13 protein-coding genes and 1 pseudogene are annotated in these 15,988 nt (G+C 45.5%); 3 read left to right on the top strand and 11 right to left on the bottom strand.

Annotated elements, in window-relative coordinates; genetic code table 11:
- Window positions 1-14: 14 nt before the first annotated feature.
- From pyk to NFU07_RS12120, 7 genes are all read right to left on the bottom strand, one after another.
- On the bottom strand, window positions 15-1,775 hold the full coding sequence (gene pyk / locus NFU07_RS12150) for a pyruvate kinase (protein WP_251478514.1): 1,761 nt from the start codon (window positions 1,773-1,775) through the stop codon (window positions 15-17).
- Window positions 1,776-1,797: 22 nt separating this feature from the next.
- Window positions 1,798-2,757 (bottom strand): 6-phosphofructokinase, encoded by a 960-nt coding sequence (gene pfkA / locus NFU07_RS12145; RefSeq protein ID WP_251478512.1) that lies wholly within the window; start codon window positions 2,755-2,757, stop codon window positions 1,798-1,800.
- Window positions 2,758-2,965: 208 nt separating this feature from the next.
- Complete coding sequence (gene accA, locus NFU07_RS12140; RefSeq protein ID WP_251478510.1) at window positions 2,966-3,937, bottom strand: acetyl-CoA carboxylase carboxyl transferase subunit alpha; 972 nt, start codon at window positions 3,935-3,937, stop codon at window positions 2,966-2,968.
- Window positions 3,930-4,802 (bottom strand): acetyl-CoA carboxylase, carboxyltransferase subunit beta, encoded by an 873-nt coding sequence (gene accD / locus NFU07_RS12135; RefSeq protein WP_285835961.1) that lies wholly within the window; start codon window positions 4,800-4,802, stop codon window positions 3,930-3,932. Before accD ends, accA begins: the two co-directional genes overlap by 8 nt.
- Window positions 4,777-5,439 (bottom strand): FadR/GntR family transcriptional regulator, encoded by a 663-nt coding sequence (locus NFU07_RS12130; protein WP_251478508.1) that lies wholly within the window; start codon window positions 5,437-5,439, stop codon window positions 4,777-4,779. Before NFU07_RS12130 ends, accD begins: the two co-directional genes overlap by 26 nt.
- A 113-nt stretch (window positions 5,440-5,552) precedes the next feature.
- A complete protein-coding gene (gene dnaE, locus NFU07_RS12125; RefSeq protein WP_251478787.1) occupies window positions 5,553-8,609 on the bottom strand; it encodes a DNA polymerase III subunit alpha in 3,057 nt (1,018 codons plus the stop codon).
- A gap of 22 nt (window positions 8,610-8,631) precedes the next feature.
- Window positions 8,632-9,570, bottom strand: a complete 939-nt coding sequence (locus NFU07_RS12120) for a DHH family phosphoesterase (RefSeq protein ID WP_251478506.1) — start codon at window positions 9,568-9,570, stop codon at window positions 8,632-8,634.
- A gap of 94 nt (window positions 9,571-9,664) precedes the next feature.
- Between NFU07_RS12120 and NFU07_RS12115 the strand changes: the two genes are divergently transcribed.
- On the top strand, window positions 9,665-9,964 hold the full coding sequence (locus NFU07_RS12115) for a YtpI family protein (protein WP_251478504.1): 300 nt from the start codon (window positions 9,665-9,667) through the stop codon (window positions 9,962-9,964).
- Window positions 9,965-10,155: 191 nt separating this feature from the next.
- On the opposite strand, the gene NFU07_RS12110 is transcribed toward NFU07_RS12115, so the two are convergent.
- A complete protein-coding gene (locus tag NFU07_RS12110; protein ID WP_251478503.1) occupies window positions 10,156-11,463 on the bottom strand; it encodes a DRTGG domain-containing protein in 1,308 nt (435 codons plus the stop codon).
- Window positions 11,464-11,581: 118 nt separating this feature from the next.
- Window positions 11,582-12,262, bottom strand: coding sequence for a metal-dependent hydrolase (locus NFU07_RS12105; protein ID WP_251478501.1), 681 nt, complete (start codon window positions 12,260-12,262; stop codon window positions 11,582-11,584).
- 90 nt (window positions 12,263-12,352) lie between these two features.
- Between NFU07_RS12105 and NFU07_RS12100 the strand changes: the two genes are divergently transcribed.
- Complete coding sequence (locus NFU07_RS12100) at window positions 12,353-13,453, top strand: M24 family metallopeptidase (protein ID WP_251478499.1); 1,101 nt, start codon at window positions 12,353-12,355, stop codon at window positions 13,451-13,453.
- A gap of 45 nt (window positions 13,454-13,498) precedes the next feature.
- Here NFU07_RS12100 and ald read toward each other — a convergent pair whose 3' ends face one another.
- Entirely contained in the window at window positions 13,499-14,614 is a 1,116-nt protein-coding gene (gene ald, locus NFU07_RS12095) for an alanine dehydrogenase (protein WP_251478497.1), read from the bottom strand.
- 299 nt (window positions 14,615-14,913) lie between these two features.
- Here ald and NFU07_RS12090 point away from each other — a divergent pair.
- Window positions 14,914-15,357 (top strand): annotated as a pseudogene (locus NFU07_RS12090) (universal stress protein); the annotation flags it as partial.
- A 204-nt stretch (window positions 15,358-15,561) separates the two neighbouring features.
- On the opposite strand, the gene NFU07_RS12085 reads toward NFU07_RS12090, so the two are convergent.
- Complete coding sequence (locus NFU07_RS12085; protein WP_235198901.1) at window positions 15,562-15,903, bottom strand: hypothetical protein; 342 nt, start codon at window positions 15,901-15,903, stop codon at window positions 15,562-15,564.
- Window positions 15,904-15,988 lie beyond the last annotated feature (85 nt).

Raw genomic sequence — 15,988 nt, 5'->3', positions numbered from 1 at the left:
ATTTTAACTCCGTTTTATAGGACGCTCGCGTGGCCATCGTAAATAATGCCTGATGCAGCATCAATTGTAATATCGTAATTGTTTTTGATCAAAGATGTTGCATCTTTCACTCCAACAATAACCGGAATCCCAAGGCTCAAACCAACAACAGCCGCATGGCTTGTCAATCCGCCTTCTTCCGTAATGATTCCTGCACATTTTTCGATAGCCGGCATCATTTCGCGGTCTGTTCCAATTGTCACGATAATTTTCCCAGTTGTGTCGTAAGCTAATGCTTCTTCTGAATTTCTCACGACAAGCGTATTTCCGAAAGCAACAGATTTGCCGATCCCTTGCCCTTGAGCGATGCTGTCCCCGATCAAATGGACTTTCATCAAGTTTGTTGTACCCGCTTGTCCAACTGGAACACCTGCTGTGATTACGACAAGGTCTCCGTGTTTCACGTAATGATGCTTCAAGCTTTCTTCTACAGCATTTTCAAGCAATTCATCCGTTGAATGGACTTTCGTTCCGACAATCGGCTGAACTCCCCATACAAGCGTCAATTTTCTTGACGGAATATCAGAAGAAGTAACAGCGATAATTGGCGCACCTGGGCGATATTTCGAAATCATTTTCGCTGTATGGCCGCTTTCTGTTGGGGCGATAATTGCTTTAACTTTCAAGTTTAATGCCGTATAAGCGACAGCTTGGCCAATTGCTTCTGTCATATTCGACTCTTTTTCTTTTCTTCTATTCGAAACGATTTGTTTGTAGTTCAACGCATCTTCCGTTGTCATCGCAATGCGGTGCATCGTTTCTACGGATTCTACCGGGTAAATACCTGCTGCAGTTTCACCTGACAACATGATTGCATCTGTTCCGTCAAAAATCGCATTCGCAACATCACTAGCTTCCGCACGCGTCGGACGCGGGTTGCGCTGCATGGAATCGAGCATCTGAGTCGCTGTAATGACCGGCTTACCGGCGCTATTGCATTTTTCGATCAAGGATTTTTGAACAAGCGGCACTTCTTCCGCTGGAATTTCTACGCCAAGATCTCCACGGGCTACCATTAAGCCATCAGACACTACGATGATTTCATCAATATTGTCGACGCCTTCCTGGTTCTCGATTTTAGGGATGATCTGGATATGAGATCCGCCATTATTTTCTAGCAAGCTGCGGATTTCCATTACATCAGAAGCTCTTCTAACAAATGATGCAGCTACAAAGTCGACGCCTTGCTCAATTCCGAAAAGAATATCTTGTGCATCTTTTTCCGTAATCCCCGGCAATTGCACAGAAACGCCTGGAACGTTTACGCCTTTTTTCGTTTTTAACGTTCCTGCATTTTCAACAAAAGTATGGATTAATCCATTCGCTTTATCAATGCTCTTCACGCGCAGCTCAATCAAGCCGTCATCAAGCAGGATAATTGATCCCTCTTGCACATCTTCGATCAGCTGTTCATAAGTGATAGAGAACATTTCGCTTGTCCCGACAACTTCTGTCATGGAAATCGCGATGTCCTGTCCCGTCACCAATTCAATCGAATCATTTTCCATCTTATGCGTGCGGATTTCAGGGCCTTTCGTATCCAATAGAATCCCTACGATTTTACCTGTTTTAGCCGCAGCATCCCGGATGCGCTGAATACGCATAGCATGTTCTTCATGGCTTCCGTGCGAAAAGTTTAAACGGGCCACATTCATGCCTGCCTCGATCAACGATTCGAGTAATTCCGGTGATTCACTTGCAGGTCCGATCGTACATACGATTTTTGTTTTTCTCAATATACTCACTCCATTTGCCGTATTAAATTGATAGTTCTTTGGATAAGGTGTACAAACTCATATCTGTCTCATGTTTCGTCGTAAATGCCTTAGTCATATCATAGTCTACCACTAGGTGATTTTTCATGCCAACTGCCCGGCCTCCAATGTTTTGAAGGAGAACTTCCACTGCGTGGGCTCCGAACAAGCTGCCAAGCACACGGTCTCTTGCTGTCGGTGAACCGCCTCGCTGGATATGGCCTAGAACCGAAACGCGTGTTTCAATATCCGCTTTAGATGTGATTAAATCAGCTAATGCATTGCCGTTCATGACGCCTTCGGCCACGATGATGATACTGTGTCGCTTGCCGCGTTTTCTGCCTTTTTCCAAACGATCAATGATTTCATCAAGATCGAAATCATCTTCTGGAATTAAAATGGTTTCCGCTCCGCCTGCAAGACCTGCCCAAAGGGCCAAATCTCCTGCATCGCGTCCCATCACTTCTATAATGAAAGTCCGTTCATGGCTTGTTGCGGTATCCCGGATTTTATCAATCGCTTCAATCACTGTATTTAAAGCCGTATCAAAACCGATGGTATAATCAGTGCCTGGAATATCATTATCAATCGTACCTGGAACACCAACGCACGGGAATCCGTGTTTTGTCAAAGCCATTGCACCTCGGTAAGAACCATCGCCCCCAATGACGACAAGCCCTTCCAAACCATGCTTTTTCATTTGTTCAATCGCTTTTAATTGGCCTTCTTCCGTTTTGAAAGCTTCGCATCTTGCAGAATACAACTTTGTACCGCCCCGTTGAATAATATCCCCTACATCTCTAGCTTCCAAGGTTTCAATTTTGCCTTCGATCAACCCTTGGTATCCTTGATAGATGCCAGCGACTTCTAACCCGTGGAAAATCCCCTTCCGAACAACTGCCCGTATGGCAGCATTCATTCCTGGAGAATCGCCTCCACTTGTTAATACACCAATTCGCTTCATTTGTTTCGCCTCCCACTAATCCTTGTACTCTTTTCACCTTACCATGCAAAGCCTTTACTGTCAGTCTCGAAACCATAATACTTCTATTAAGATTTGGTTTTTTTTATCTTTCAAAAACTGTAAGCGCTTATATTTTTTATTCATAGTAAATTTCCTGCAACACCTGAAACAGCCAGGCATTTTAAGCCTGGCTGTCAATTGTTTGGGTTTATTCGCTGAAAATGCCGATTGACCGGAATTTTTTATAGCGCTGGTCGATCAGTTCTTCGCCGGATAGCCCTTTTAACTCTTCGAACGATTTCCGGATAGCTTGTGCAATCATTTCGGCTTGCTTTTCGTAATTATGATGCGCACCTCCGCGAACCTCTGGAATGATCGCTTCGATGATTTGCATTCCCAGTAAATCGGGCGCCGTGATCTTCATCGCTTCGGCAGCTGTTTGCGCCAATGCAGAATCTTTCCATAAAATTGAGGCTGCCCCTTCAGGCGAAATTACGGAAAACGTGGAGTTTTCAAGCATCAAAATGTGATTGCCCACCCCGAGGGCTAGCGCTCCGCCGCTTCCGCCTTCGCCAATAACAATCGAAAGAACCGGCACTTCCAGACCAGCCATTTCAACCAAGTTTCTTGCAATCGCTTCGCTTTGCCCGCGTTCCTCTGCTGCTTTTCCAGGATACGCGCCTTTTGTATCGATCAAGCAAATGATGGGGCGATTAAATTTCTCGGCCTGCTTCATCAAACGAAGCGCTTTTCGATAGCCTTCCGGATGCGGCATTCCGAAGTTGCGGCGAATATTCTCTTTTGTATCTTTTCCGCGCTGATGGCCGATGATTGTGACCGGCTGTCCATCAAACGAACCGATGCCGCCGACAATGGCTTCGTCGTCTCCGTATGTACGGTCTCCGTGCAATTCGATAAAATCTTTAAAAATCAATGGAATGTAATCCAAAGTCGTCGGACGCTCTGGATGCCGAGCGACTTGGACGCGGTCCCAAGGCTTCATATTCTCGTAAATATCATTTTCCAGGCTGGCCAGACGCTCTTCCAAACTATCGATTTCTGAACTGAGATCGACATCCGCTGTTGCGGTATATTCTTTAAGCTCTTCGATTTTTTTTCGCAATTGGATAAGGGGTTCTTCAAAACCCAAAGTTTTTGGAGCTGAATTTTTTTTAGCCATTTTGGACAGCCCCCTTCGTATGCAAACGCACGATTGTGCTCATTTTTTCTTTCATATCCGCTCTATGGACAACGGCATCAAGCTGGCCATGCTCCAATAGAAACTCTGCGGTTTGAAAATCTTCCGGCAGCTTTTCGCGCACAGTCTGTTCAATGACCCGGCGCCCAGCAAAACCGATCAACGCTTTCGGCTCGGCAATATTAATATCCCCGACAGATGCAAAACTCGCAGATACGCCGCCAGTAGTAGGATGCGTAAGTACCGAAACAAACAGCAAACCTTCATTGCTATGGCGTTTTAGCGCGACACTTGTCTTGGCCATTTGCATTAAAGACAATACGCCTTCTTGCATACGGGCCCCGCCGCTTGCTGTAAAGATGATGAACGGTAGATTTTTAGCAGTTGCCGCTTCTACTGCGCGTGTAATTTTTTCCCCGACTACAGATCCCATCGATCCCATCCGGAAATGGGAATCCATGATAGCTACAACGATTTCTTGGTTGTTCAACTTCCCGGTTCCGGTCAAGACCGCTTCATTCAATCCTGTTTTCTCGCTATCTGAACGGATTTTATCCGTATATCCCGGAAACCCCAGCGGGTTTTCTGATTTAATATGGTCATCGATCGATTCGAAAGAACCTTCATCAAGTAAACTCTCAACTCGCTCATACGCCGTCATTTTAAAATGATGGTCGCATTTCGGGCAGACTTTATGGAGGTTCTTCAATTCTTTCGTTAACGTGATTTGTTTGCACGAAGGACATTTTGTCATCAATCCTTCCGGAATATCTTTTGAATCTTTGTTTGGCATGGTCGTTCCTTGTTTGTCTTTGTTGCGTTTAAAGATCTCGCGTATCATTGCCATTTTGCATTCTCCCCTTTTGTAACCAACTGCTCCAAGTTTTGAATAAGTCAATTGCTGAGTTCATATCTTGCTGCTCAAGCGCAGCCAATAATGGTAGTAACATTTCTTTTTCATCTTCTGTAACGGGCTCCTGATAAGGATTTCCGCTGTATTGCTGCAGCAAGAACCAAATTTTCAGTGATAATCGGTTCCCGGACAGAACCATCAGTTCGCGGACAAAATCCTCCCGGTATAAGCTTTCATTTTCATTCAGCCGATTTCTGAAACTATCCCAAACCTTCAAGCTTGCTAATTTGCTATTTTGGCAAATAGTCCGGATCGCGGATATTTCATGGATCAATCTGGTTTGCCAGACATCTTCCTGAGACTGGGTATCCTGTAAGATAAACGTCGATAAGACTTCCACCAATTGATGGTTCCGGTGATCAGAAAGAAAAGTACCTTCCCCTCTCCTCGTTTCAATCAAACCCAGAAGCTCCAAACTTCTCAGCGCTTCTCTTAGCGTCGACCTGCCAACTTGCAATTTCTCGGCCAGCTCTCTTTCGGATGGGATACGATTGCCCGGTTTGATCTTCTCGCGCCGAATCATGTCACGAATGTCTGTTACTATGTCTAAAAATCGTTTTGACTGATTCATGATAGCTCCTTACTTCCATAAATTTGAAAGTGGTCTGGCCACTCATATTTTCTAGAATACAAAACTTTTCGGCTGCCGTAAAGAAAAAACTGCCTTTCTAAGAAGAAAGGCAGTCAAGTATGAATAGATTTACAAATAATAGAAGTTTTATGGTTACGGTTTTCTACAGTCCCTTGTACTTCCAAGACGCTGTTAGACTCGAGCAAATGATTGTATTTGGCATATTCAGCTGGAAACAGCGTAACAGAAGCCTGGCCTGTATCATCTTGCAAGCTCACAAAAGCCATGGCATCACCTTTTTTGGTCCGTATTCGCTTGATGTCGTCGACCATCCCGAGAACTGTCACCGATTTTCTGTCTTGAGAATTCTTCAAACTCTTCAAATCGGCATAAGGTTTATTGCGCTGCTGCTTTTCTCTCGCTATCGGATGCGTCGACAAATAAAATCCGAGGGCCTCTTTTTCATAATCGAGTTTTAAGGTTTCTGGAATAGGAGAAGCTTTGATGTATTTCGGCTTCATAAAGCTCGACCCCATTTCATCAAACAACCCGGGGTCTTCATCGGGTTTTACCAATTCGGCATGCTTGACGGCACTATCGAGTGAGGCAAGCAGAGTTGCACGATCCAGTTCAAAATCATCCAAAGCCCCTGCTTTCACCAAAGGTTCAAATGCCTTCCGGGTAAAATGGATGGCAGAAATACGTTCTGCAATAGCGTAGAGGCTGGTAAATGGCCCTTCTTTGCGCGCTGATAACAGGGCTTTTATAGCGCTTCCCGGCACGCCTTTTACTGCGTTTAAGCCGACACGGATTTTGCCTTCTTCCACCGAGAACGAATAGCGGCTCTTTTGGATAGAAGGCGGAAGAACTGGTATACCTTTGTCTTTGATCTCCTGCAAGAGCTGGCCGGTCTTTTCAGCATTGCCCGAGCTGTTCGCGAGTATGGCCGCATAAAAGTAAACGGCGTAATGCGTTTTCATGTAGCTTAACTGATAAGAGATCATGCTATAGGCAACGGCATGGCTTTTCGGAAAGCCGTAATCTGCAAATCGGACGATCAAATCATAGACTTTGGAAGCTTCCGGTTCAGTAAACCCTTTCTTCACGGCACCTTGTGTAAAATGGACTCGTTCTTCATCCAGTATTTCCCGCTTTTTCTTGCTGACTGCCCGTCTCAGCAAATCCGCTTCGCCAAGTGAAAACCCAGCGATGCGGGAAGCAATCTGCATGATCTGCTCTTGATACACAATGATGCCGTAAGTTTCGCTTAAAATCGGCTCAAGCATCGGATGGATATAATCCACTTTTTCCTGGCCATGTTTCCGTCTCGCATATAAAGGGATAAATTCCATCGGACCTGGACGGAAAAGCGCGTTGACTGCCACGATATCACCAAAAGCAGTCGGTTTGATCTGCCTTAAAGCACCGCGCATGCCATCCGATTCCAATTGGAAGATCCCCGTCGTATCCCCTTGCGCCAAAAGAGCATAGGTTTCTTTATCCATCAAAGGCAGCTTGCGGTAGTCGATCCATTTTTTCGTATCATGATAAAGCAAGCGCCGGATCTGCTCAAGAATCGTCAAATTGCGGAGTCCGAGAAAATCCATCTTCAATAATCCGACGGCTTCAAGTTCAGCCATTGGCCATTGGGTGATATAAATGCCTTCGCTTCCTTTTTCAATCGGCACATGGTCGACAAGCGGCGTCGGGCTCAAAATCACTCCAGCAGCATGGGTAGAGGCATGGCGAGGCAGCCCCTCCAATTTCAAAGCTGTTTTAAACCAACTTTTGCGTTCTTCCTTTTCGACGATCCAATCATTCAAGCGCTGATTTTCTTTCAAGGCGGACCGCAATGTAGTTCCCGGCCGGTTCGAAATCATTTTCGAGATGGCATCGAGCTCTTCCGGTTCAAAACCAAATACGCGTGCCGTATCGCGGGCTACCGCTTTTGCTGAGAGAGTACCGAATGTAATGATTTGGGCAGTCCGCACTTCTCCGTATTTTTTAGCGACATATTCCACGACTTCATGGCGCCGATGATCGGCGAAGTCAATATCGATATCCGGCAATGTTACCCGTTCCGGATTCAAAAAACGTTCAAATAGCAAATCGTGTTCCAACGGATCAACATCCGTAATCCGCAAGCTGAACGCAACAAGTGAACTGGCTGAAGAGCCCCGGCCCGGCCCTGTCAGAATTTCGTTGTCCCTTGCGAACTTCATAAAATCAGAAACGATTAGAAAATAATCAATAAAGCCCATTTTCCGAATGACTGAGAGTTCGTATTTCAACCGCTCAATGTAGTGTTCACCATAATTCGGAATTCGCTCGGACAATCCAGCCATACAAAGATCCCAAATGTAGACTGAGCGGTCTGTACCGTCCGGCAATGGAAATACCGGCAGCAGCTGCTGATGCAGAGGAATTGTCACTTTGCAGCTTTCAAGCATATTTTTTGTTTCCTCAAGCCATTCGGGCCGCTCTGAAAACCAAGAGGAAAATTCTGCTGCAGAAGGAACGTACGCTTTTTGATGCTCTGGCCGCTTGCGTTCCGGATCGTTCATTTTCTGTCCTTGGCCGATTGCAGAAGCGACTTCGTAGGAAAAGGCGTCGCTTTCGTGCAAATAGCGGCTTTCTTGTGTTGCCATGATGCGCAATTTTTCATTTTCGCATAAAGCGATAAAGTTCTCTTCTTGCTCCATGCGCTGTCCTCCGGGCCGCTCGATGCTGCCATAGCAAAAGCTGCCGAAGATTTCATGGAGAAAGTGGATCGCTTCGCTTCTATCGGTCATCACCCATTCCGCTTTACTCGGAATAACACAGATCAAGCCTTGCCGGTAGGCTTTCAGCCATTGTTCCGGTATCGCCGCTTTGTCCCGAGTTGATAAAGCGGACGTTATTTTAAGCAAATTTTTATAGCCGATATTTGACTGGGCATACAGCACCGCTGGATACTCCTGCCCTTCAAATTCGATAAACACAGAAAGGCCGACCACCCCATGGATGCCGGCCTTATGGCAAGCTTCCCAAAAGGGGAGGATGCCGTATAATTTGGAATTGACAATCGCTGCAGATGCCGTTCCCTGTTCTTTTAGAAAAGGGAAAAGTTCATCAAGGCGAACCGTACTTTTCAGCAAATCTGCCGAGGTGCTTATATGCGGGTATACCATTGACAATCCAATCCCTCCTTTATTATGAAGCGCAAATTTTTGTTAAACGTTCGATGACTTGTTCGGCTTCTTCCCATGAATAAGCTGTTGCTCCTGAAGCCATCGGATGTCCTCCGCCGCCGAATTCTTTGGCAAGGCCATTGATGACCGGCCCTTTTGAACGCAGGCGAACGCGGATTTCTGTATCTTCTTCGATAAAGATGACCCATGCTTTCAAGCCTTTGACATTGCCAAGAGATCCAACTAATAAAGAAGTTTCTGATGCCGTTACATCAAATTCGCTTAAAACGTCTTTTGTGATTTTCACATACGCGGCACCGCTTTCGTTCATCACGAAATTCTGGTAGATATAGCCTTGCAAATGAAGCAGTTTCCGCTCCATTTCATACATGCCGTTATGCAATTCATCGCGGTTGAAATTGTATTTGATCAATTCTCCGGCAATTTTAAACGTTTTTTCTGTCGTGCTCGGGAATAGGAACCGCCCGGTATCCCCGATGATCCCAGCATATAAAAGACGGGCAGCCATATCCGGCATTTCCCAGTTTTCCTGTTCATGGCCGTATGTATACAATTCGTAGATCAACTCGGATGCTGAACTCGCATTCGTGTCCACATGCAATAAATCGCCGTATGCGTCGTCATTTGGGTGATGGTCGATTTTTATGATTTTCTCGCCAGTTTTATAGCGTTGATCGTCGACCCGCTCCGTATTCGCAGTATCCGTCACAATGACCAAAGCTCCGTTAAAATCGGCGTCTTCCACTTGATCCGGAAAATCCAAAAAGTCTAAAGTGAAGTCATGCTCCCCCGCAGCCAAAATCCGCTTTTCCGGAAAATTGTGCTGTAGCAAGTATTTCAATCCTAGCTGCGAGCCGTATGCATCTGGGTCCGGCCGTACATGGCGATGGATGATGATGGTTTCGTATTGTTTAATTGTGTCGATGATTTGACTATACATTTTTCAGTTCCTCCGTTTTTAAGGAAATCCATTCGCATTTTTGTCCATTTCTCAGTACAATAGGAGTGAGTTATGGAATACAGGAGGTTCTCCAATGATCGTATTAGTAGGTATGATAATTATATCATTTGTTTTTTATTTTTATTATAAAACAAAACAATTCCGTGCAACTTTGCCAATCCGGAAGAAATGGTATGCTTCTATCGCTTCTGTAGCGCTTGGCAGCTTTGTGATGTTTTTTGGCATCAACCAAATGTTTGTTTTCCAATCGGTCGTGACTTACATCATTTCCGGCATCTTCATCATTCTTGGCCTGGCTTTAATGGTTTACAATTACAAAGCGGCTAAGCATTATCATTCATTCGTAGCGGAAGAAGCACGTTTGAACCAATAAGAAACCTCTCCTGAAAAGGAGGGGTTTTTTCTGTCGCTTGTCGGGGCTGAACGGGCGCTTGCGCTTTTCTAGTGTCTAGTCTCCAGCGCCCAACCCCTCGAGTCGCTTCAGCCTTTCCGCCAATGGCAAAGAACGCCATTTCCGGCAAGGCTTCCAGCGCTTGTCGGGACTGAACGGGCGCTTGCGCTTTTCTAACGGTCCAGCAATTGGAAAGTTAACAGTGCTTTTCCGACGATCTTATTTTCAAAGCTAACTTCGACGTCAACTTTTGCGGATTTCCGGCTCATGTCCAGAATCACCGGTTTGATCAATACGGTTGAATCCAGTTGAACAGGATTCAAATAATAGACCGTCATGTTTTCAAGCGCACTGTCTTTCCGATTTTTTGTTTTTAAAGCCGTTGAAGCTGCTTCTATTAATATGGCGGAATAGGCGCCATACGAAATTGAACCATATGCATTCGTCATTTGCGGTGTGACCCGGAAATTCAACGTCACTTTGTCTGTTGACTGAAGATGCATTTGGCCCATGATCAAATCATCGATCGTTTCGCCTTGCTGAGGCTGGCGCTGGGCCGTTTGAATGGCTTTCAATACATCTTGCCGGCTGATGACGCCTTTCAGTTTGCCGTGGTCATCTGCCACCGGCAATAGATCGATGCCTTCCCAGATCATCCGATGCCCCGCAGAAGCAACGCTTGTCTGCATGGAAACCGTAATGGGGTCTTTCGTCATCACTTTCTCGATCAATTCGGTATCCCCGTGGCCGATAACATCGCGTGAGGTGATAATCCCGACCAATTTTCCGTTTTCATCGACCACCGGAAATCCGCCATGTGTGGTTTCTTTGTTCAATTCGTGGTAATTCCTGATGGTATCTTTGTCCTGCAGGAAATTTGTATTTTCCAAAGGAATCAAAATATCTTCGATTAGCAAAATCTCTTTTTTGATCAATTGGTCGTAGATGGCCCGGTTGATCATCGTCGCTACGGTAAACGTATCATAACTTGTTGAAATAACAGGCAGCTCGTATTCATCAGCTAATTTTTTCACCGTTTCCGAAGCTTCGAAACCACCAGTCACAAGAACCGCAGCACCCGCCTGCAAGGCGTATTCATGGGCTTTGTAGCGGTTTCCGACAATCAACAGATTCCCCGCTTCCGTATAGCGCATCATATCGTCCAACTGCATGGCTCCAATGACAAATTTGTTCAACGATTTATGCAGTCCGGTTCTTCCGCCCATCACTTGGCCATCAACGATATTGACAATTTCCGCATAGGTGAGCCGCTCGATATTCTCTTTTTTCTTCCGCTCGATCCGGATGGTTCCGACTCGCTCAATTGTCGAAACAAGACGCTGGTTTTCAGCTTCCTTGATCGCCCGGTAAGCCGTTCCTTCACTGACTTGAAGGTCCTTTGCAATACGGCGTACGGAGATCTTTTCGCCGACCGGGAGCGTTTCGATATACTCCAGTATCTGTTCATGTTTCGTCGCCATAATTTCACCTGTTCTTTCTCGCATTCTATACTCTCAAGTGTATCATAAGTCATAGAAAAAACAGACTGAACCGGCAAGCAATAAAATACCCTTGAGAAAATTCTCAAGGGTTGCCGTTTTAATATTCGATTACATCGCCGGGCTGCATGATATTGACTTCAGCGCCTTTGACAAGCCCTTTGAAATACTCAGGGTCCTGCTTGATCGGCGGGAACGTATTGTAATGGATCGGCACCACGGTTTTCGGATTGATCAATTCCACAGCATAAGCTGCGTCATCCGGCCCCATCGTGAAAAAATCGCCGATCGGCACGAATGCCAAATCCACTCTATTGCGTTTGCCGATGATTTCCATGTCGCCGAACACTTCCGTATCGCCTGCATGGTAGATCGTCTTGCCTTCCGCTTTAAAAAGGATGCCCGCTGGCATTCCGCCGTAAATGGCATCGCCTTCTGGTGTGGTATACGAAGAACTGTGGAAGGCTTTTGTGTATTTGACGGTGCCGAATTCGAATTCTTTAGCGCCTCCAAGGTTCATGCCAACCGTTTCGACTCCTTGGCCAGCCAGATAGTTAGCGAGCTCTACCGGTGCCACTACTTGCGAGCTATTCCGAAGCGCTAGTTCGATCGTATCGCCGACATGATCGTTATGCGCATGCGTTAGCAGAATGACATCCGGCTTTTCTTCACTTGCCGTTAAATCCGTCAAACTGTTTCCGGAAATGAATGGATCAATTAATATAACTTTACCTGCTGTTTGAATTTTCACTACAGAATGGCCATGGAATGATACCTTCATTTAATCCCCTCCAGCTCTTATTATCAATCTTTCCAAGCTGTATTATACCCTGAATTTTGATATGCTACACTTATACAAGGAGGAATACATATGAATAAAATCAAGCAATTGCAAAGTTATTTGAACGAAATGGAAATCGATGCGGCGTTTATTACCAACCCCGATAATGTATTTTACGTCAGTGGTTTCAAGAGTGATCCGCACGAACGCCTTCTTGGTGTCATGGTTTTCAAAGATGCGGAGCCCTTCCTCATTTGCCCGCAAATGGAAATTCCGGATGCGAAAAGTGCCGGCTGGTCTGGCGACATCGTTGGACACGTGGACACTGAAAATGCGATGGAAGTCCTTCACCGGACCGCTGCAGCAAAATCTGCTTCCATCCAAAAGCTCGCGATTGAAAAATCCCATATGACAGTGGACCGTTACGAAGCATTGAACGGATTCTTCGGCAATCCGACCTTCTTAGCCTTGGACGATAAAGTAAACGCGATGCGCGTTATCAAAGATGAGGCAGAATTGGAAATTTTAAGAGAAGCAGCGGCACTTGCCGATTACGCAATCGAAGTGGCTGCAAATAATTTACGTGAAGGCATCACCGAAATCGAGTTGATGACGGAGATTGAGCTGGCACTGAAAAAACGCGGAGTTACTCATATGTCATTCGATACAACCGTTTTAGCCGGTTCTAAAGCAGCCTCTCCCCACGGCAAGACAGGAGACCGAAAACTCCAGAATGGCGACCTCGTGCTGTTTGACCTGGGCGTCGTCCATAAAGGCTATTGTTCCGATATCACACGTACTTTGGCTCTCGGCGAACCTTCTGCAGAGCAAAAAGAAGTCTATGAAATTGTCAGACAAGCGGAAGAAGCGGCATTGAACGCAGTAAAACCAGGCGTCACTGCTGCTGAACTGGATAAAACTGCCCGCGACGTAATCGAAAATGCGGGTTATGGCGAATACTTCACTCATCGCCTTGGCCACGGCCTTGGTATTTCCGTCCATGAGTTCCCTTCACTTCACGGTTCCAATGAGATGGAAATGAAAGCTGGGATGGTCTTTACATTAGAGCCCGGAGTTTATGTGCCCGGTAAAGTCGGCGTCCGCATCGAAGATGATGTCGCAGTTACTGAAACCGGTGTAGAAGTGTTGACGAAGTTTCCAAAAGAATTGCAGATTATCCATCATTCATAAAAGCAAAAGGCGGTCCAGGATTTTTTCCCTGGACCGCCTTTTCAATTATCCGATCAATTCATCGATTGATCGGTACTCTTCGCCTTGATCGTCTGCCACTGCTTTATAAGTAACAAAACCATTAAACGTGTTGACGCCTTTTTTTAATGCTTCATTTTCCAAAATGGCTTTTTCAAATCCTTTATTTGCTATTTGCACAGCGTAGGGCACGGTGACATTTGTCAAACCGATGGTGGAAGTTCTCGGAACCGCCCCGGGCATATTGGCTACTGCGTAATGAACGACGCCATGCTTCATATAGGTCGGATTGTCATGTGTTGTAATCCGGTCGCTGGTCTCAAATATGCCGCCTTGGTCGATGGCAATATCGATGACTACTGACCCCGGTTTCATCGATTGAATCATTTCTTCCGTCACCAGTTTTGGTGCTTTCGCTCCCGGGATCAATACAGCGCCGACAACGAGATCCGCTTCTTTCACCGATTCTGCAATATTCATCGGATTGGAAATCATGGTTTGAACGTCTGTTCCAAACAAATCATCCAATTGACGAAGGCGATCGGGATTCAAGTCAAGGATGGTCACGTTTGCCCCCATGCCAATGGCCACTTTCGCAGCATTGGTTCCGGCCACTCCACCACCGATTATCGCGACTTTTCCGCGCGACACGCCCGGGATGCCACCTAAAAGAATCCCGCCGCCTCCATGGATTTTTTCAAGAAATTGCGCTCCAATCTGCGTGGACATTTTGCCCGCCACTTCGCTCATCGGCGTCAGCAACGGCAAAGAATTATTCGGCAATTGCACCGTTTCATAGGCAATGCCTGTCACTTTTGCTTCTAGCATCGCTTTCGTCAATTCCGGTTCCGGCGCCAGGTGCAGATACGTAAAGAGAATCATGCCTTCTCTAAAGTATCCGTATTCTTCAGGAGTCGGTTCTTTTACTTTCATGACCATTTCCTGGCTCCACGCTTCTTCTGCTGATTGCACAATTTGCGCTCCAGCCGCTTGGTAATCTGCATCCGTAAATCCAGATCCTGTCCCTGCTTCCGTTTGGATCACAACATCATGGCCATGCATCGCCAAATTGACCACACCGGCCGGGGTCATCGCTACCCGGTTTTCATTATTCTTAACTTCTTTCGGTATACCTATTCGCATATCAAACCCTCCAATTGGAATAAATTACACTTTTGAAGCATTTCTTGAAACTGCTAACTAAATGGCCTTGCTCCATCGGCCTTCATTACCTGTATTACCCTTTTACTGTCTTTAATGCATCTTTTCCGTTTATTCTTCTTGGAGTACTGAATTTCTTTATTCGCTAATGCGATAAAGTTATTGTACTAAAACATTCGTTTCACAAAATAGCCATTTTTCTGTATAAAATTCTGATTAATATGAAGGAGTTTCATATACCTATAGCGAATTAAAACAGTATAGACAAGGAGGAATGCAATATGACACTTAAATACTCACAAATTTTAGTAGCAGTTGATGGCTCCAAAGAAGCAGAATGGGCATTTAAAAAATCGGTCGGGATTGCGAAGCGGAACCATGCCACATTGAACTTGGTGAACATCATCGACACCCGTTCATTTGCAGCAATCGAAGCTTATGACCGATCCATTGCAGACCGTGCCCAAAAATTCGCGGAAGATCTGCTTGGCGGATATAAAAAAGAAGCGCAGGCAGCAGGTGTTGAAAAAGTAAACGTTCTGGTCGATTACGGTTCTCCAAAAACGATGATTTCCCGGGAACTCGCAGGAAAAGTAACTGCCGATTTAATTATTTGCGGTGCTACTGGATTGAACGCAGTTGAACGTTTCTTGATCGGCAGCGTTTCTGAACATATTGTCCGTTCTGCTAAATGCGATGTATTGGTCGTGCGCACAGAAGATGTCGAAGACAATGATATCGATGCCAGCACATACCGTACAAGCGACGAATTAGAAAGCAATAGCCCCAATGATTATATTGTCGGCGATAAAACACCGCTCCAAGATTCCCGGAAAACGGATGTCGGATCAGATATCGGACGCCGGTAAAAGTTCAAAAGCTGTATCCAGAAGTTCTGGATACAGCTTTTAATATGTCTACGCAATATTTTATTGGATTCGGATCAAAATTAAACGATTTGTAGCTGAAATAACATCTATTTGTTCTTGGCCTTTCGTGTAGCGTACAGAAGCGCCTTGCCTTGAACCTTTTTCCCATCCGTTCGCTTTCAATACCACTTCATAGCCCAAAGGAATCCCATTTTCCTCAGATGCCCGGTTCCACTCGTACAATTTCGCCACTTCATTTTCTTCTGTCAGCTTTGCGCTTTTCGGCACGGGAAATCCTGATAATGCGGCCGACGATGCCTCATAAGAAAAGAAGGTAGTAAAGTAAAAAAACAAACCGCTAAACAATACGATTCCTAAAACCCATCCCCAAGTGTGTTTCACAACGCGCCTCCTCAATTGAACCTCTTATGTATATCAATAATGAGAACTTCCATATATTCTATGTTTTTCCTATTAGTATATACGA

Source organism: Planococcus sp. NCCP-2050 (genome assembly GCF_023708025.1).
Taxonomy (GTDB): domain Bacteria; phylum Bacillota; class Bacilli; order Bacillales_A; family Planococcaceae; genus Planococcus.
The sequence above is the reverse complement of the archived record's forward strand: the minus strand, read 5'-3'. Positions and strand labels throughout refer to the sequence as shown.

Coding starts and splice junctions, on each gene's coding strand:
- NFU07_RS12105 (WP_251478501.1), bottom strand. CDS start 12,262: ATGAAGGTATCATTCCATGGCCATTCTGTAGTGAAAATTCAAACAGCA.
- NFU07_RS12110 (WP_251478503.1), bottom strand. CDS start 11,463: ATGGCGACGAAACATGAACAGATACTGGAGTATATCGAAACGCTCCCG.
- NFU07_RS12120 (WP_251478506.1), bottom strand. CDS start 9,570: ATGTATAGTCAAATCATCGACACAATTAAACAATACGAAACCATCATC.
- NFU07_RS12100 (WP_251478499.1), top strand. CDS start 12,353: ATGAATAAAATCAAGCAATTGCAAAGTTATTTGAACGAAATGGAAATC.
- pfkA (WP_251478512.1), bottom strand. CDS start 2,757: ATGAAGCGAATTGGTGTATTAACAAGTGGAGGCGATTCTCCAGGAATG.
- NFU07_RS12115 (WP_251478504.1), top strand. CDS start 9,665: ATGATCGTATTAGTAGGTATGATAATTATATCATTTGTTTTTTATTTT.
- accD (WP_285835961.1), bottom strand. CDS start 4,802: ATGGCAATGATACGCGAGATCTTTAAACGCAACAAAGACAAACAAGGA.
- accA (WP_251478510.1), bottom strand. CDS start 3,937: ATGGCTAAAAAAAATTCAGCTCCAAAAACTTTGGGTTTTGAAGAACCC.
- ald (WP_251478497.1), bottom strand. CDS start 14,614: ATGCGAATAGGTATACCGAAAGAAGTTAAGAATAATGAAAACCGGGTA.
- dnaE (WP_251478787.1), bottom strand. CDS start 8,609: ATGGTATACCCGCATATAAGCACCTCGGCAGATTTGCTGAAAAGTACG.
- NFU07_RS12130 (WP_251478508.1), bottom strand. CDS start 5,439: ATGAATCAGTCAAAACGATTTTTAGACATAGTAACAGACATTCGTGAC.